Source organism: Streptomyces chryseus (assembly GCF_014650755.1).
Taxonomy (GTDB): domain Bacteria; phylum Actinomycetota; class Actinomycetes; order Streptomycetales; family Streptomycetaceae; genus Streptomyces; species Streptomyces chryseus.
Genome location: NZ_BMVO01000021.1, coordinates 90,901 through 107,318, shown reverse-complemented (window position 1 = coordinate 107,318; position 16,418 = coordinate 90,901). Strand labels below are relative to the sequence as shown.

Here is a 16,418-nt window from a genome sequence, read left to right as displayed (position 1 = left end):
GGAGAGACCCCGTCATGCGGAAGATACTCATAGTCGGGGCCGGTCAGTCCGGTCTCCAGCTCGCCCTCGGACTCCAGACCCGTGGGTACGAGGTCACCCTGATGTCCAACCGCACGGCGGACGAGATCCGGTCGGGCCGGGTCATGTCGACGCAGTGCATGTTCCACACCGCCCTCCAGCACGAGCGCGACCTCCAGATCAACTTCTGGGAGTCACAGGCGCCGAAGATCGAGGGCCTGGGCGTCTCCGTCGCCGCGCCCGACTCCTCCCGCGCCGTCGACTGGGTCGGCAAGCTCGACGGCTACGCCCAGTCCGTCGACCAGCGCGTGAAGATGGCCGGCTGGATGGAGACGTTCGCGCAGCGCGGCGGGCAGCTCGTCATCCACGGCGCCGCCGTCTCCGACCTCGACTACTTCTCCCGTACGTACGACCTGGTCATGGTGTCGGCGGGCAAGGGCGAGCTGGTCTCGATGTTCGGCCGCGACGCGTCCCGCTCCCCGTACGACGCGCCGCAGCGCGCCCTGGCGGTGGCGTACGTCCACGGGCTCGGCCCGCGCCCCGAGCACCCCGACTTCGACGCGGTGCGCTGCAACCTGGTGCCGGGCGTCGGCGAGCTGTTCGTCATGCCGACCCTCACCACGTCCGGGCGTGCGGACATCCTCTTCTGGGAGGGCGTCCCGGGCGGTCCGGTGGACGTGTTCAAGGGGGTCAAGGACCCCTCCGAGCACCTGTCGCTCACGCTGGAGCTGATGGAGAAGTTCCTGCCGTGGGAGTACGCGCGCGCCACGAAGGTCGAGCTGACCGACGCGAACGCGACGCTGGCGGGCCGGTACGCCCCGACCGTGCGCAACCCCATCGGCCGGCTGCCGTCGGGCGGCCTCGTGCTGGGCGTCGCCGACGTGGTCGTCGCCAACGACCCCATCACGGGTCAGGGCTCCAACTCCGCGTCGAAGTGCGCCGCGTCGTACCTCTCGTCGATCACGTCGCACGGTGACCAGCCGTTCGACGAGGCGTGGATGCAGTCCACGTTCGACCGGTACTGGGACACCGCGCAGCACGTCACGAAGTGGACGAACGCGATGCTCGGCGTCCCGCCGGAGCACGTCCTGAACCTGATCGGCGCGGCCGGCGCCCTCCAGCCGGTCGCCGACCGCTTCGCCAACGGCTTCAACGACCCGGCCGACTTCGAGAACTTCTTCTACGACCCCGAGAAGACCAACGCCTACCTGGCCCAGGCCGGGGCGGCGGCAGGGGCGTAGCCGGCGGCTACGCCTGCGGAGCGGTCTGCGACTCGTACCCCCTGTCCTCGCCCGCCGCCGCGCCCCGCGGCAGCTTGGGCGGGGTGTAGGAGGCCATCGGCTTCAGCAGGGGGTCCGGGCGGACCGCGCCCAGGAGCGGGTTCGCCGCGATCGGGGAGACCTTCACCCAGGCGCCGGGGCGCGGCGCCTGCACCACCATCCCGTCGCCCAGGTAGATCGCCACGTGGGTCGCCTTGGGGAAGTAGATCACCAGGTCGCCGGGGCGCAGCTCCCGCAGCGGCACCTTCGGCAACTGCCGCCACTGCTCCTGGCTGGTGCGCGGGATCTCCTTCCCCGCGTGCGCCCACGCCTGGGACGTGAGCCCCGAGCAGTCGAAGGACCCCGGCCCCTCCGCTCCCCACACGTACGGCTTGCCGATCTGCCGTACCGCGTACTCCAGCGCCCGCCCGCCCTGCCGTGAGGGCGCCCGCGTCGCGGCCGAGCCGGGGCTGCCGAGCGCGCCGGAGGCGAGCAGGCCGCGCTGCGCCGCGCCGGTCCGCCGCTCCTCCAGCCGTGCCACGTCGGCGAGCTGTTCGTCCGTCAGCGACGCCAGCAGCGTCTGGACCTCCGCCAGCCGCGCCCGGACCACGTCCCGCTGCTTCTTCTGCTTCCTGGCCAGCGTCTGCCGCTTGTCGAGCGCCGACCGCTCCCGGGTCGCCAGCTCGTCCGCCCGCCGCTCGCCGCGCTCCAGCCGCGCGATCGTCGCCGCCCGGTCGTCCGCAGCCCGCTGCAGTACGTGGCCCTGCGCCAGCGCGTGCTGCGGGTCCTTCGCGAGCAGCAGCCGCAGGTACGGGGAGAGGCCGCTGCGCCCCTGGTACTGCTCGCGCGCCAGCCGGCCCGCCGCGCCCCGGCTCTCGGCGAGTGCGACGCGGGCCCTGGACAGGCCCGCCGTCACCTTCTTCACCTCGCCCAGCTGCTCCTTGACGGACTCCTCCGTCGCCTTGTACGTCTCACTGGCCTCCTCGGCCCGCTGGTACAGCTTCTGCAGCTCCGTCAGCAGCTTCGCGACGGTCGCCTCCCCGCGTACGGCCGGCGCGGGCGCGGGAAGCGGCGGGGAGGGGGGCAGGGGAGCGGGAGCGCCAGGCGGCGCCCCGGCGGCCGGGGCCGGCAGTGCCGTGAGCACTGTGGCGGCGGCCAGCGCCACCGTACAGACCGACTGGGAGAGTCTGCCTGACACGTCATCACCTCCGGTTCACGGCCGGACGGTCCGGCCCCTAGGTGATGATGTGCGGCGTTGTCGCGGCCACGGGCGGGCGACTGGTCGGGTTGGTCCAACACCGTCACCCGTCGAGGGGCAATGCGGCGGGCGACCGGCGTGGCTCCCGCGCCCCGGCCGGTGGCGTGCGGACACGGCGCGGCCCCGCCCCCGGCACAGGGCGGGGACGGGGCCGTTCGGGTTCAGCCGTGGCGGCAGGGTCAGCCGAGCTTGGCCAGCTGCGCGTCGATCGCTTCCTTCGGCTGCTCCGCCTTGCCCATCAGGCTCATCGCGAAGAAGGAGGCGAGCGTGTTGCCCGTGCGCACCGTGACCAACTGGGCCGTGCCGGTCTCGCCGTCCAGGTCGGCCGTCAGGGTGAAGGCGACCGCCTCGTCGCCCGCGGTGTAGGAGGCCGGGGCGACCTTCGAGTACGTGACCTTGTCCGGGCCGGCGATGGTGGTGAAGCCGCCGGCGCACGCCTTGCCGGCGTCGCGCAGTGCGGCGAGTGCCTCCTGCGCGCCTTCGCCCTCGTAGGAGCCGAGGGTGTCCGTGATGATCACGGCCTTGCCGACGGCGTCGAGACCGGCCTTCAGCTTCTCCTCGGGCGAGGCGTCCTCGGCCGGCTTCTCGGGCATGACGGAGATCCTGCGCATCGAGTTCGCGGCGGGCGAGCCCAGGGTCCGCATCGCCGTGGCGTCGACGAGCGGCTTGCACTCGGCCTTGTCGGCCTTGGCGATCTTCGCGGCGGCGAGGTCCGCCTTCAGCGGCTTGACGACCTTGTGGTTCTTCACGTCGCCCTCGGCCAGGACGAGCTTGTCCAGCTCGGCCTGCGACAGGGGCTTCGCGGCCGCCGCGCCCTCGTTCTTGCCCTTGCTCTCGGGCGCGTCATCGGCGGACTTGTCGGCTCCGCAGGCGCCGACGAGCAGGGCCAGGGAGAGCGCGGAGGCGGCGACGGCGGTACGGCGGACAGTGGTGCGGCGCATGGAACAGCATTCCTCTGGTTCGGTGAACGGCTTCCCCCCGCGTGACGCTCACCCGTCCGGTGACACGCGGAATGTGTTGCTGACCAGTAAATCTACGACCTGCGAGCCCCTGATGATCAATGAATTACGCCCGCCCGAGCGATCGTGACGCCCGCGCAACGGCAGAGCCGCGCAATCGAGACGCGTTCCGGTACAACCCCCGCCCGGCGGGCCTCAGTCGAGCGGGAGCGCGTAGAAGTTGCGGCCCCGCCACACCACCGCGGCCCGGTCGCCGAACGTCTGCGCCCGGTACGCCGCCCAGGCGTCCTCGGCGCCCGCCGCCGTGTCGCCGGAGTCCTGGAACTTCCACCGGCGGCGGCCGTCGTCCGCGCCGATCGCGGTGACCTGGGTGTCGTTGAGCGCGAGGACGGTACGGCCGCTGCCGCTGAGGGCGATGCGCGCGGTGGCCCGGCCCGGGTACTCGGTGGCCCGCTGCCACCGCTGGGCGCCGGACGCCGTGTCCACGGCGTACACCTCATTGCGCCCACTGGGGACGTACAGCGTCGTGCCGCCGACGACGCCGCGCCCGAAGCCGTACGGCGGCGGGCCGGCGGGGCCCGAGGCGTTCTCGGCCTTCCACAGCTTCTTGCCGCCTCGGGTGTCGTACGCCTGGAGGCCGCCGTCGACCGCCGCGTAGAGCCGGCCGGACGGGTCGTCGGTGGCGCCCGCGTCGGGGCGCACGCCGGGGAACGACTTGCGCCACAGCGTCTTGCCGGTCCTGCGGTCGACGAGGACGAAGGCCGCCTTGCCCTTCGCCTTCTTCTGCTGGTCCGCGGTGAGTGAGCCGTTGTCCTGGCGGACCAGGAGGCCGCCGGGGCGCAGTCCGACCGCTTCGTAGCGCGGGACGGGGCCGGGGCGGCCGTTCGGCATCTCGGTGCGCCACAGCTCCTTGCGCGCGGCCATGTCGTAGGCGAGGAGGTACGTCCGGGTGCGCGTCACCTTGTTCTTCTTGCCGCCGAGGGTCTCGACCCGGGCGGAGAACCAGACGACGGGGCCGTCGGCGGTCACCCTCCCGCCCAGGGTGGCCCGGGTGTCCTTCTGGCCCTTCGTCAGGAGGGGCGCGTACGGCACCCGGTGCTTCACCGTGCCGTCCTTGGCGGACAGCCACAGGAAGTCGGTGGCGGTGACGACGAAGCAGTGGCTGCCGTCGGCGGCTTCGGGGCCGTACTTCGTACCGGCGGCCTTCTGTTCCCAGAGCCGGCGGCCGGTACGGAGGTCCAGCGCGGTCGTCAGGTCCTCGCCCGGGATCAGCAGCACCTGGTCGCGCCAGAGGCGGGCGGCCGGTCCGCCGGCCACGAGCGCGACGGGGTGCCGGTAGTGCCAGAGCGGGTCCGGAGCGACGCCCGGCAGCGGCTTGCGGCGGGCGGCGGGCTTGGGGTCGTCCGTGCGGACCGGGGGCGCGTCGTCCTCGCCGCCGGAGAGGGCGAGTACGCCGCCACCGCCGACCAGCAGCCCCGTCGCGCCCGCCGCGAGCCCGGTGAGCAGCCCGCGCCTGCTGAGGCCCCCGAACCGGTCGTCGGCGCGGGCGGGGGAGGCGGCGTGGTGGGGTCCGGGGCCGGTGTGCGGCAGCGGCGCGGGCCGAGGGGGCCGCGCGGGAGCGGGAGCGGGGGCGGTGGCGGGGGCGCCCACGGTGGCCGGGGGCAGGGTGAGCGCGGCGGCGGGGTGCGCCCGGGGCGGTGCGGGGACGAGCGCCCCGGTGGGCTGCGGGTCGGCGGGCGGCGGGCCTTCCGCCGGCAGTCCCGCGTCGCGCCTGGGCACCAGACGCCGGGTCACCCCGCTGAGGTCTTCGGTGGGCGCACCGGCGTCGCGCCGGGTCACGAGCCGCCGGGTCAGCCCACTGCCGACGTCCGCCGCGCCGGTGGGGCCCGCCGGGATCTCTCCCGGGCGCCCCGGCGCCCGGCCGGGGACGAGTGCGGCAGTCCCCGGGCTGCCTTCGGACCGGTCCTCGGTGGCCGGCCGGGCGGGCGCCTGCCCCGCCGTCGCCGTGCGGTCGCCGTTCACCGTCGGTGCGACGCGCGCGGGCTCCGCCGCCCGCGCCGCCTGGTCCGCCAGGGCCGACACCAGGGGGTCCGGGAGCCAGCCGGGGCGTGCCAGCGCCGCCGCGCCCTCCAGGGCCAGTTCGGCCGCCAGCGCGCCGGGGGACGGGCGGTCCGCCGGCGACTTGGCCAGACAGCGGGCGATCAGGGCACGCAACTGGTCCGGCACGCCAGCGAGTTCGGGCTCGGCGTGCGCGATGCGGTCGGCGGCCGCGTCCTGCGGGCCCGCCGCCCACGGGGTCGCACCGGTCGCGGCGTACGCCAGGAGCAGGCCGAGGACGAACAGGTCCGACGCCGGGCCGGGCTCCTTGCCCGCCAGTTGCTCCGGGGTGAGGTAGCCGAGGCGTACGGACAACTGCCCGCCGGGTCCCGCCTCGGCGGCCGCCGCCGCGCCCAGCGCGCCGAACGCCGTCAGGCGCGGCCCGTCGGCGGCCAGCAGCACGGTGTCGGCGGCGAGGCCGTGCAGTACGGCGCCGGTGGCGTGCACCCGGGACAGGGTCTCGGCGAGCGCGGCGCCCAGGATGCGCACGGTGCGTTCCGGCAGCGGCCCGGCCAGCGCGACCGCTTCGGCGAGGGTCAGCGCCGGTACGTACGCGGTCGCCGTCCACAGGCCGGGTCGGTCGGCGCCCTCGGAGCTCCCCGGGGCGTCGACGCGCGACGCGAGCGGGGCCTGCACCCAGCCGCCGGCCAGGCGTTCGGCCGTCTGCGCCTCGGCCTGGAAGCGGCGGCGGAACGCGGGCAGGCCGGCCAGCTCCGGACGGGCCACCGCGACCACGGCCGTCGCACCGTCCGAGCCGTGCGCCAGGTACTGCACGGCGCTCGCCGTCTCGCGCAGGCGCGACAGCGGGACGTACGGCCCGATGCGGCGTGGATCGTCCTGACGCAGCGCCTCCAAGGCGCACCCCCTGTGGTCACCGTGGTCGCCGTGCCGTGGCCGCTTCTTCGGTCACAGCGGCCACGTCCGGCACAACCGCCGATCTTATGGGGTGCTGTCCGGTTTCGACCAGGGCCACCTGGGCCGTTGACGCTCGCGCCCGCCCGGCGCGTACGCGTACTTCCAGCCGCGCTGGAGCCCGAGCCGCTTGCTGTACCCGGCGGGGACGCGCAGGTACGCGTGGACGGTGGGCGGGCCGCCGTCGTCGTCCGGCACGGGCACCTCGTACCACTTCGGCGGGTGTCCGGTCGGCCCGACGAGGACCGGCAGCACCCGCCCGTCCAGGGGGCCGCCCACGAAGGGCGTGTTCTCGCTTCTCACCCGGCCAGTCTCGCAGGGGGAGCGCTCACAGGAGGTGCGCCGCCTCCGCGATCACCGGGATCACCCGCCGGGCCAGCACCCCCGCGGGGCCGTCCGCCGTCTCCGTCGCCAGCGCCGCCCGGGTCAGGGCCGCCGTCTGCGGGTCCGTCGCCGCGGTGGCGGTCAGCAGCGCGACGAAGTGGTCGACCAGCCAGTCCCGCAGCTCGCCGGCCGGCGGCTGCTTGTCCTCGTCCAGCCAGATGAGGGAGGCCGCCTCGACGGCCGTGATCCAGGTGCGGACCATCATCCGCAGCCGGGGCCCGGCCGTGCCCGCGACCCCGAGGTGGGTGAGGACCTGCTCGGCAGCGGCCCGCCGCACCCCGTCCACGGTCGCGGTCGTACGGGAGGTCTCGGCGACGCTGCCGCCCTGGAGCAGCGCGCTGAACCCGGCGTCGTGCTCGTCGACGAACGCGAGATAGCGGTCGAGGGCGCGGCTGAGCCGCCGGGTGAGCGGCCCGGTCTGCGGTTCGGCGAAGCACAGCTTCAGCTCGTCGGCGGCGGAGCCGAGCGCCGCCTCGTACAACTGCTGCTTGCCGCCGGGGAAGTAGCGGTACACGAGAGGCCGCGACACCCCGGCCGCCTCCGCCACGTCGTCGAGCGAGACCTCCTCGGGGGCCCGGTGCGCGAAGAGGGACAGGGCGGCGCCGAGGAGTTGGGTACGACGCTCCTCGACGCTGAGCCTGCGGTACGCGGGGGTGGCCGCTGCCGGGGTCATGTCGGCAGCGTAACCCCGCGTTCGACCGTTCGACCGTTTACGCGAGGAGTCCCGAGCTCTTCCAGAGCCTGCGGCCGACGCCCTGGAGCACACCGATGTCGTCGAAGAAGTCGGTGAGCCGCTTGGCGCCGTTCTGCATGACCTCCGTGCGGTGGCCGCTCGCCTTGACCTGGGCGACGGCCTCCCGGCGGTCGAGGCCGACGTTCTCGTACACCTGCGGGTTGACGAAGCACGTCGAGAAGACGCGGGCCGCCTCGCCGCAGCTGACCCGGGTCAGCTCGCGCTCCCAGGCGGGCGCGGTGACCATCTGGCGGCGCAGTTCCTCGCGGGCGTACCGGACATGGCGGGCCTCCTCGACCACGTGGATGCGGGTCACGCCGCGCACCAGGGTCTGGACGCGCTCGTCGGGGAACGTCAGCCGCTGCATCCAGTCGAGGATCTCCTCGCCGAGCAGCGTCGCCGCGAACGAACCGGGCGTCGTCGAGACGGTCTTCAGGACGCGCGCGAGGTTGTGGTAGAGCCGGGGCACCGGGTACGCGGGGGCGCCGCCCTTCTGGATCATCTTGGCGAACATCATCGAGTGCCGGCACTCGTCGGCGATCTCGGTGAGCGCGTACCGCACGTGGTTGCTGGTCACGGACTTGTCGTAGATGTGCCTGACCAGCAGCTGCATCAGGATGATCTCGAACCAGATGCCGAGGGACGCGAGCGAGGCGGCCTCGTGCCGGGCGAGGTCCATGCGCTGCTCCTCGGACATCTTCCGCCACAGAGGCGTGTCGTAGAGCGATACGAGCTCGGGCGGCCAGAACCACTTGCCCTCCTCGACCGGCGCGGCCCAGTCGAGTTCCGTCTCAGGGTCGAAGGAGTGCTTGGCGGACGACTCCAGCAGGCGCTCGGCCACCTGCTCACGGTCCTTGAGGAGTCCGAGTGCGTCCCTGAGTGCGTCGCGTTCGGTCACTGTCGTCATGGCGGGGGCACCTCACGGGTGGTGTTCGGGGGGCACGGGAGTCGTCCCCGGATGGCTGGGCCCGGCGGCTGCCTCTTATGAGACTGCGTGTCAGCAAGGCAGTCAATCCCTTGCGCACGACTTGTTGACCCGTCGTCTACCAACGTGTGACGCTGCCAACTGTCCACAGTCTCAAGGGATATGCGACCAGGAGGCGTCAGTGTCGACGCAGGAGCTCTACACCAAGGCCCCGTCGGACCCGCTGTGGCAGGTGCCCGCCTCCGGCGCGGCCCGCTTCAGCTGGGAGTACGACGAGGGGCGTGCCCGCCTCCTCGCGCTGTACCAGAAGGGCAAGGACAAGCAGTGGGACGGCGCGACCCGCATCGACTGGGACCTGGAGGTCGACCCGTACGACCCGCTCGGCACCCCGGACGAGGCGCTCAGCCTCTACGGCACCCGCCACTGGGCGAAGATGACCGAGAAGGACAAGGGCGACCTGCGCCGGCACTACTCCTCCTGGCAGTTCAGCCAGTTCCTGCACGGCGAGCAGGGCGCCATGGTGTGCGCGGCGCGCATCGTGGAGTCCGTTCCGGACCTGGACGCCAAGCTGTACTCCGCCACCCAGACCATGGACGAGGCCCGGCACGCGGAGATCTACAGCCGCTTCCTGCACGAGAAGATCGGGATGCTCTACCCGGTCAACGACAGCCTCCAGAGTCTGCTGGGCGACACCCTGCGCGACTCCCGCTGGGACATGCCGTACCTCGGCATGCAGGTCCTCATCGAGGGGCTCGCGCTCGCCGCGTTCGGCATGATCCGCGACACCACCGACAAGCCGCTGCCCCAGCAGATCCTCGCGTACGTCATGCAGGACGAGGCCCGGCATGTGGCCTTCGGGCGGATGGCGCTGCGCGACTACTACAAGCAGCTGTCCGACGCGGAACTGCGCGAGCGCGAGGAGTTCGTCATCGAGGGCTGCTACCTGATGCGCGACCGGCTGCGCGGGGTCGAAGTACTGGAGAACTTCGGCATCCCGCACCAGGAGGCGCAGGACTTCTCGGAGCAGTCCGAGTTCCTGCACCTCTTCCGCAAGCTCCTCTTCAGCCGCATCGTGCCGTGCGTCAAGGACATCGGCCTGTGGGGGCCGCGCCTGCAGCAGGCGTACCTCGACATGGGCGTCTTCGAGATGGGCGACTCCAACCTGGACCTCCTCATGACCCAGGACGAGGAACTCGCCGAAGCACTCGACAAGCAGCGCTTCGAGGCGGAGGACGCGGCGCGGGTGGCGGAGGTCGAGAAGGCGATCGCGGACGGCGCGGCCTGAAACGGCGAGCGGGCGGCTCGGGCGCGTGCCGGCGTGAAGTAGCGTCTGCGGCATGACCATGCCGCCGCCCCAGCAGCCCCCCGGCCCGTACGGACCCCCGCAGCCGCCGCATCCCTACGGCGCGCAGCCGTATCCGCAGCAGCCCCCGCAGCAGCCGCAGTTCCCGCAGCAGCAGTCCTACCCGGGCGGGCCCTTCCCGCCGCAGCACCCCGGGCAGCCGGGGGCGTGGGGGCAGCCGCCGGCGGGGCCGCCGCCGCGCAAGAACCGGACCGGTGCGTTCATCGCGATCGGCGTGGTCGCGCTGGTGGGCCTCGGCGCCGTCGGGTGGGCGGTGAACGCGGTCACCGAGGCCGGGTCCGTGGCCACCGGTGCCGGGTTCCCCAAGGCGGAGTACCGGCTCACCGTGCCGAAGACGATGCTGGACGGCGAGTTCGAGCTGGCCCAGGACCTGTCGCAGACCCAGGGCAAGGAGGCCCTGGAGGGGACGTACGACGCGAAGGTCCGCAACCCCCGGCCGGCCGTCGGCCAGTACACGTCCGGCTCCCCGACCGCCCCGAGCGTGCTCGTCATCTCGGGCATGTACGGCCAGTTCAAGGATCCCGAGGGCACCCGCGAGAAGATGATGGCCGGCGCCGAGGACGGCCAGGGCGCCACTCTCGCCGTCCCCGCCAAGGACATCACCCCGGCCGGCTCCGGCATCACGCTGACCTGCCAGGTGCTCACCGCCACCCAGGCCGGATCCACGGTCACCATGCCCATGTGCGCCTGGGCGGACGGGAACACGGGCGCCACGGTCGCCGTCGTCACCCCCGAGACGTCGAAGCAGGACCCCGGGTCCGTCGACCTCGACAAGATCGCCGCGACCACCCTCGAGGTGCGGGAGGAGTCACGGCAGCCGATCGGCTGATCAGGGGCCGGTGACGACGTACGGAGGCGTCTGGCGCCCGGTCCCCTCGTGACCGGGGCGCCCCGGCCGCGCGGTCGCCGGGTGCCCGCTCAGTCGGCCAGCGCCGCCCGCATCACCGCCCGCGCGATCGGCGCCGCGCTGCCCCCGCCGCTGATGTCGGCCCGGTCCGCCGACGCGTCCTCCACGACGACCGCCACAGCGACCGCCGGCTGGCCGTCGCCGTTCTCGTGCGCCCAGGAGATGAACCAGGCGTACGGCGTACCCGTGTTGTCGATGCCGTGCTGCGCCGTGCCCGTCTTGCCGCCGACCCGGACGCCGGGGATGGCGGCGTTCGTCCCGGTCCCGTTCTCCACGGCATCGACCATCAGCTGCTGGAGCTGCGTGGCGGTGGCCGGGTTCATCGCCTGGTGCAGGGACTTCTGGCTGTTGCGCGTGACGGTGTCGCCGTCCGCGTCCGTCGTCCGGTCCACCAGGTACGGCGACTTCAGCTCACCGCCGTTGGCGACCGCCGCCGCGACCATCGCCATCTGGAGCGGTGTCGCCCTGGTGTCGTACTGGCCGATGGAGGAGAGCGCGAGCTGGTCGGCGGTCATGCTGGTGTCGAAGTTGCTCCGGGACACCCCCGACGGGATCTTCAGACCGTCGTCGTTGAAGCCGAACTTCTGCACGGTGTCGAGCATTCCGGCCATCCCCACCCGCACCCCCAGCTCCGCCATCACCGTGTTGCACGAGACCCGGATCGCGTACTCCAGCGACGCGTTCCGGCAGCCGCGCGCCTCGTTGGGCAGGGTGGTGCCGGTCCCGGGCAGGACGTACGGCTCGGGCGTCCTCGTCGGAGCCTCGATGTCCGTCACCACCTCGGTGTCGAGCGCCGCGGCCGCCGTCACGATCTTGAACGCGGACCCCGGCGGATACGTCTGCCGGATGGCCCGGTTGAGCATCGGCTGACGCGGCGAGCCGTTCAGCCGCGCCCACGCGCCCGTGACCGCCTTCCCGGTGCCCGACAGCTCCTGCGGGTCGTACGACGGGCTGCTGACCAGCGCCAGGATCTTCCCCGTCGAGGGCTCGACCGCCGCCACCGCGCCCTTGCGGCCGCCGAGCCCGTTGTACGCCGCCCGCTGGACCGCGCCCTCGATGGTGGTGACGACGTCGCCGCCGGGCTGGCGCGAGCGGGTGATCTCGTTCCACAGGGGGAGCGGGGCGAGCATCGAGTCGGTGCCGGAGAGGATGTCGTCCTCGGCGTGTTCGAGAAGGGTCGTGCCGTACGTCTGGGAGGCGTAGCCGGTGACGGGCGCGTACAACGGCCCCTGCCTGTACGTCCTTTCGTACCGCAGCTGCTCACCGCTGTCCCGGGAGCCGGTGACCGCCCTGCCGTCGACGACGATGTCGCCGCGCTTCTGCTCGTAACGGCTGATCGTCGTGCGGCGGTTGGCCGGGTTGTCGTCGAGCGCCTCGGCCTGGAAGACCTGGACACGGGCGGCGTTCAGCAGCAGCGCGACGAGCAGCAGCAGACAGAACCCGGCCGCGCGGCGGATGTAGCGGATCACTGGTCGGCCTCCACGACGGGCGCGATGACGCCGGTCTCGACGTGCTCGGGCTGCGGACGGCGGGCCGAGTCGCTGACCCGGATCAGCAGCGCCACGATGATCCAGTTGGTGACGACGGACGACCCGCCCTGCGCGAGGAAGGGCATCGCCATCCCGGTCAGCGGGATCAGCCCCATCACACCGCCGGCGATGACGAAGACCTGGAGGGCGAGGATCGAAGCGAGGCCGATCGCGAGCAGCCGCCCGAACGGGTCGCGCAGGGCGAGGCCCGCCCGGTAGCCCCGGGCGACGAGCAGGGCGTACAGCAGGAAGACCGCGGTGAGTCCGGACAGACCCAGCTCCTCGCCCGCCGTCGCCAGGATGAAGTCGGACTTGGCGGCGAAGCCGATGAGGATGGAGTCGCCCGCGCCGAGGCCCGCGCCCAGTGTCCCGCCGGCCGCGAAGGCGAAGAGCGACTGGGCGAGCTGGCCGGGGCCGCGGCCGGCGTCGATGGAGGCGAAGGGGTGCAGCCAGTCCTGGACGCGGCTGTGGACGTGCGGTTCGAGCGAGCCGACGACGAAGGCGCCGACCGCCGCCAGGAGCAGGCCGACGGCGATCCAGCCGGTGCGGCCGGTGGCGACGTACAGCAGGATCACGAAGAGTCCGAAGAAGAGCAGCGAGGTGCCGAGGTCGCGCTCCAGGACGAGTACGCCGACGCTGAGCAGCCAGATCGCGACGATCGGGCCGAGCACGCGGCCGGTGGGGAGCTGGAGCTTCCAGATCTTGCGGCCGGTGTAGGCGAGGGCGTTGCGGTTCGCCGCGAGGTAGGCGGCGAAGAACACGGCGAGCAGGATCTTCGCGAACTCGCCCGGCTGGAAGGAGAAGCCGCCGACGCGGATCCAGATCTTCGCACCGTTCACGGCGGGGAAGAAGATCGGCACGATCATCAGGGCGAGGGCGGCGGCGACCGACACGTAGGCGTACCGCTGCAGGACGCGGTGGTCGCGCAGGAGGATCACGACGCCGATGAAGAGCGCGACACCGAGGGTGGACCAGACGAGCTGGGTGGGCGCGGCCTGGTCCTTCGGCGTCTCCAGGTCCAGGCGGTAGATCAGCACCAGGCCGAGGCCGTTGAGCAGGACCGCGATCGGCAGCAGCAGCGGGTCGGCGTACGGGGCGCGGAAGCGGACGGCCAGGTGGGCGAGGAGCGCGAGGACGCCGAGGCCCGCGCCGTATCCGGCGGCGTCGGGGGGTACCGCGCCGTTCTTGGTCAGGCCCACGTCGATGTAGCCGTACACGGCGATGAGGACGGCGCAGACGAGGAGTGAGAGTTCCACGCCGCGCCGTTTGGGGAGGCGTAGGTCGGGCGGGGGAGCGTCCACCGTCGTTGCGGTCATGTCAGGCAACGTAGCAAGCGAGCGGGCTGTATGTACGTATATGTCGGCTCACGCCCGAGGAGTCCGTACGGCGTGAGCCGCACGCCTCGGGCGTGAGGGGTGCAGGGGTGAGGCGTGCTGACCGCGCGTCAGTGCCGACGCGTCAGCACCAGCGCGGGACGGCGCCGATGTTCGCGATGTAGTGCGCCGAGCCCCAGGCCCAGGTGCCGTTGGTCAGCAGGTACCAGCGGTCGTTGCCCTGCACGTTGCCGCCGCGGGTCTTGCAGAAGATGTGGACGATCGCGCCGTAGGGCTTGCTGCCGATGACCCGGCTGCTGCGGGTCGGCTTGTCGCGCAGCAGCAGCCCGGACTTGGCTATGACGCGCCCCTTGTACGTGTGGGAACGCTCGGCCGTGGGCTGCGCGGGGTCGGCGGCGGCGAGCGCGGGGCTCGCGGCGGTGACGGCGGCCAGGGCGCCCGCGGCGGCGCAGAGGCCGAGCCTGGAGAGCGGAGACCGGGGAAGCAGGGGCATGTTGGCTCCTGACAGGTGAGGGGCCTTCGCCGAGGCGAAGGGCGGTGGAGGGTTCCGGTCCGTAAGTGAACCGGTCCTCGACTCGCCCGATTCACACTAATTTCGCCACCGACTGATCGCAATCCGTCACTCTGTGTGCGTGCTGTCGCCCGGGCCGCCCTCGGTCGCCTCGTCGGGACGGACCTCGGGCAGCTCGAGCGTCGCGACCGCCCCGCCGTCCGGCGCGTTCGCGAAGGTGAGTTCCGCGCCGATCGCCTCCGCCTGTCCGACGGCGATCGTCAGGCCGAGGCCGTGGCCCTTGCCCCCGGAGCGCGGCTCGGTGCGGAAGCGCTGCGGGCCGTGCTCCACCAGGTAGGCGGGGAAGCCCTCGCCGTGATCGCGCACCGTCACCACCGGCCCGTCCACGGTCAGTACGACCGGCTCGGCCCCGTGCTGGTGCGCGTTGCCGATGAGATTGCCCAGCACCCGCTCCAGCCGCCGCCGGTCGGTCTCCACGTAGGCGTCCCGTACGATCCGGACCTCCGTCGCCGCCTCCGCGGGGGCACCGGACCCGCGCGCCGGGCCGCGCGCCACCCGCTCGGCGAGCGGGCCGATCCGGTGCGTGTCCGGGCTGATCTGCTCGCTGCCCGTTTCGAGCCGGGAGATCTCCAGCAGATCCTCGGTCAGCAGCCGCATCGCCCGCACCCGGTCCTGGACCAGCTGGGTCGGCCGGCCGGGCGGCAGGAGCTCCGCCGCCGCGTGCAGGCCGGTCAGCGGGGTGCGCAGCTCGTGGGCGACGTCGGCGGTGAAGCGCTGCTCGCTCTGGAGCTTGCGCTGGAGGGTGGAGGCCATCGCGTCCAGGGCGCCGGCGACCGTGGCCACCTCGTCCTGAGGCCGGGAAGGCGTCTTCGTCCGCGGGTCGTTGACGCGCGCGTCGAGGTCGCCCGCGCTGATCCGGCGCGCCACCCCGGCCGTCTGGTGCAGGCGGCGCGTCACGCGCGTCACGGCGAAGACGCCGACGAGCAGCGTCGCGGAGATGGCCAGGAGCGACGAGCCGACGATGGCCCGGTCCAGTCCCATGATCGTGCCGACGCCCTGGCTGTAGTCGATCTCGGCGGCCATGGCCCGGCGGTCGGCCGGGGCCGCCGCCCACATGGTGGGGCGGCCGTCGTGCTCGCTGACGAGCGTGCCGCGCCGGCCCGACAGTGCGAGCTCGCGCAGGGAGGCGGGCAGGCCGTCCGGGTCGATGCCGGTGTCCGGCGGCAGCGGATCGCCCGCCTCGTACGCCCGGGTCGCCTCCGCCAGCCGGGTGAGCGCCTTCTCGCGGGCCTGGTGGAGCGTCTGGTGCGTCACGGAGACGTGTACGAGCGCGCCGAGCAGCGCCGCGAGCGCGCAGCACATCACGGTGATGAAGGCCGCGGCCTTCCAGGTGAGGCGCGCCGTCCAGGCGGGCGGCCGGAGCCTCATCGGCCGCCACCGGAGGCGGTGGCGGAGGCGGTGGCCGAGCCGGTGGCCGCGGGGGACGGGCTGGGGGCGGGGGGGACCGTGTGCGAGTGGGAGGGCAGAGGCTCGCCGCCCTCCTCGTGCACCCGCAGGATCTCGTCGCGGGCCGGCAGCATGGCGTGCTGGTGGTCGTCCCAGGACCAGGCCGTCCGGTACTCGTACCCGGGCAGGTTCGACGGCGCCCGGATGATGAGGTCACGGCCCGCCAGCGACACCCCGATCACCGCGTCGCTGGTGCCCATGACGCGGATGAGCCGCCCCTTCTCGGCCAGGTAGCAGCGCACCGCGAGCTGCCCCTTCGGCAGCGAGACGCCGATGATCATCTCGTCCTTGCCGTCGCCGGTGAGATCCCGGTAGTACGCCTTGAGCACCGGGCACGCCTTCGGTTTCGTGTCGCACTCCCGCAGCTGCCGGGCCGTCTGCTCGTACCGCCCGTCGGGCCCGCTGAGCGCGTCCGGGTCCGCGGCCTGCTCCGCCTGGGCGACGGCCACCGGCCGCACCGCGCGCACGTCGTCGCCGGGCACCTCGATGCCGCGTACCGTCTCCGTCTCGCCCTCGCCGTAGTCCATCGGAGGGACGGTGGCGGCCGGCCGCTCGGGCCACAGGCGGGTGGGGCCGATGGCGGTGGGCGTCGGCCCGGCGCTCTCCAGCTCGCCGGCGTCGGCGCAGCCGGACAGCGCCGCCAGCGCCGACAGGACCGCCGTGGCGGTCAGGAGCAGCAGTGCCGCGCGGGCGGGACGGTGCGCGCTCAAGCTCCCCTCGCTT

14 protein-coding genes are annotated in these 16,418 nt (G+C 73.2%); 3 read left to right on the top strand and 11 right to left on the bottom strand.

Annotation, left to right across the window (positions count from 1 at the left end):
- Positions 1–14: 14 nt before the first annotated feature.
- Positions 15–1,259 (top strand): styrene monooxygenase/indole monooxygenase family protein, encoded by a 1,245-nt coding sequence (locus tag IE185_RS25575; protein WP_138896101.1) that lies wholly within the window; start codon positions 15–17, stop codon positions 1,257–1,259.
- Positions 1,260–1,266: 7 nt separating this feature from the next.
- Here the strand turns inward: IE185_RS25575 and IE185_RS25570 are convergent, their stop codons facing one another.
- The 6 genes from IE185_RS25570 to IE185_RS25545 all read right to left on the bottom strand — a co-directional run bounded on the left by IE185_RS25570 (position 1,267) and on the right by IE185_RS25545 (position 8,527).
- On the bottom strand, positions 1,267–2,475 hold the full coding sequence (locus tag IE185_RS25570; RefSeq protein ID WP_189716078.1) for a C40 family peptidase: 1,209 nt from the start codon (positions 2,473–2,475) through the stop codon (positions 1,267–1,269).
- Positions 2,476–2,714: 239 nt separating this feature from the next.
- Positions 2,715–3,476: a hypothetical protein gene (locus tag IE185_RS25565; RefSeq protein ID WP_138899162.1), complete on the bottom strand. Its 762-nt coding sequence runs from the start codon at positions 3,474–3,476 to the stop codon at positions 2,715–2,717.
- 213 nt (positions 3,477–3,689) lie between these two features.
- Positions 3,690–6,446 (bottom strand): outer membrane protein assembly factor BamB family protein, encoded by a 2,757-nt coding sequence (locus tag IE185_RS25560; protein ID WP_189716076.1) that lies wholly within the window; start codon positions 6,444–6,446, stop codon positions 3,690–3,692.
- An 84-nt stretch (positions 6,447–6,530) separates the two neighbouring features.
- A complete protein-coding gene (locus IE185_RS25555) occupies positions 6,531–6,806 on the bottom strand; it encodes a DUF8847 domain-containing protein (RefSeq protein WP_138899378.1) in 276 nt (91 codons plus the stop codon).
- A 25-nt stretch (positions 6,807–6,831) separates the two neighbouring features.
- Positions 6,832–7,560: a TetR/AcrR family transcriptional regulator gene (locus IE185_RS25550; RefSeq protein WP_138908845.1), complete on the bottom strand. Its 729-nt coding sequence runs from the start codon at positions 7,558–7,560 to the stop codon at positions 6,832–6,834.
- A 37-nt stretch (positions 7,561–7,597) separates the two neighbouring features.
- Positions 7,598–8,527 (bottom strand): AurF N-oxygenase family protein, encoded by a 930-nt coding sequence (locus IE185_RS25545; protein WP_138899141.1) that lies wholly within the window; start codon positions 8,525–8,527, stop codon positions 7,598–7,600.
- A 199-nt stretch (positions 8,528–8,726) separates the two neighbouring features.
- On the opposite strand from IE185_RS25545, the gene IE185_RS25540 reads away from it, so the two are divergent.
- Both IE185_RS25540 and IE185_RS25535 read left to right on the top strand, forming a co-directional pair.
- Entirely contained in the window at positions 8,727–9,830 is a 1,104-nt protein-coding gene (locus IE185_RS25540; RefSeq protein ID WP_138899142.1) for a ferritin-like domain-containing protein, read from the top strand.
- A 52-nt stretch (positions 9,831–9,882) separates the two neighbouring features.
- The gene (locus tag IE185_RS25535; RefSeq protein ID WP_189716074.1) at positions 9,883–10,737 is read left to right on the top strand and encodes a hypothetical protein; all 855 of its coding nucleotides are present in this window, start codon (positions 9,883–9,885) and stop codon (positions 10,735–10,737) included.
- Between the two features lie 89 nt (positions 10,738–10,826).
- Here IE185_RS25535 and IE185_RS25530 read toward each other — a convergent pair whose 3' ends face one another.
- From IE185_RS25530 to IE185_RS25510, 5 genes are all read right to left on the bottom strand, one after another.
- Entirely contained in the window at positions 10,827–12,284 is a 1,458-nt protein-coding gene (locus IE185_RS25530) for a penicillin-binding transpeptidase domain-containing protein (RefSeq protein ID WP_138898116.1), read from the bottom strand.
- On the bottom strand, positions 12,281–13,660 hold the full coding sequence (locus IE185_RS25525; protein WP_138898115.1) for an FtsW/RodA/SpoVE family cell cycle protein: 1,380 nt from the start codon (positions 13,658–13,660) through the stop codon (positions 12,281–12,283). Before IE185_RS25525 ends, IE185_RS25530 begins: the two co-directional genes overlap by 4 nt.
- A gap of 142 nt (positions 13,661–13,802) precedes the next feature.
- On the bottom strand, positions 13,803–14,171 hold the full coding sequence (locus IE185_RS25520) for an SH3 domain-containing protein (protein WP_138898114.1): 369 nt from the start codon (positions 14,169–14,171) through the stop codon (positions 13,803–13,805).
- 126 nt (positions 14,172–14,297) lie between these two features.
- Positions 14,298–15,617, bottom strand: coding sequence for an ATP-binding protein (locus IE185_RS25515; protein ID WP_138898118.1), 1,320 nt, complete (start codon positions 15,615–15,617; stop codon positions 14,298–14,300).
- A complete protein-coding gene (locus IE185_RS25510; RefSeq protein WP_189716072.1) occupies positions 15,614–16,405 on the bottom strand; it encodes a hypothetical protein in 792 nt (263 codons plus the stop codon). Before IE185_RS25510 ends, IE185_RS25515 begins: the two co-directional genes overlap by 4 nt.
- Positions 16,406–16,418: the final 13 nt, after the last annotated feature.

Excerpts from the sequence above, each read along its gene's own strand:
- IE185_RS25575 (WP_138896101.1), top strand. The coding sequence starts at position 15 with ATGCGGAAGATACTCATAGTCGGGGCCGGTCAGTCCGGTCTCCAGCTC.
- IE185_RS25565 (WP_138899162.1), bottom strand. The coding sequence starts at position 3,476 with ATGCGCCGCACCACTGTCCGCCGTACCGCCGTCGCCGCCTCCGCGCTC.
- IE185_RS25550 (WP_138908845.1), bottom strand. The coding sequence starts at position 7,560 with ATGACCCCGGCAGCGGCCACCCCCGCGTACCGCAGGCTCAGCGTCGAG.
- IE185_RS25545 (WP_138899141.1), bottom strand. The coding sequence starts at position 8,527 with ATGACGACAGTGACCGAACGCGACGCACTCAGGGACGCACTCGGACTC.
- IE185_RS25535 (WP_189716074.1), top strand. The coding sequence starts at position 9,883 with ATGACCATGCCGCCGCCCCAGCAGCCCCCCGGCCCGTACGGACCCCCG.
- IE185_RS25525 (WP_138898115.1), bottom strand. The coding sequence starts at position 13,660 with ATGACCGCAACGACGGTGGACGCTCCCCCGCCCGACCTACGCCTCCCC.
- IE185_RS25520 (WP_138898114.1), bottom strand. The coding sequence starts at position 14,171 with ATGCCCCTGCTTCCCCGGTCTCCGCTCTCCAGGCTCGGCCTCTGCGCC.
- IE185_RS25515 (WP_138898118.1), bottom strand. The coding sequence starts at position 15,617 with ATGAGGCTCCGGCCGCCCGCCTGGACGGCGCGCCTCACCTGGAAGGCC.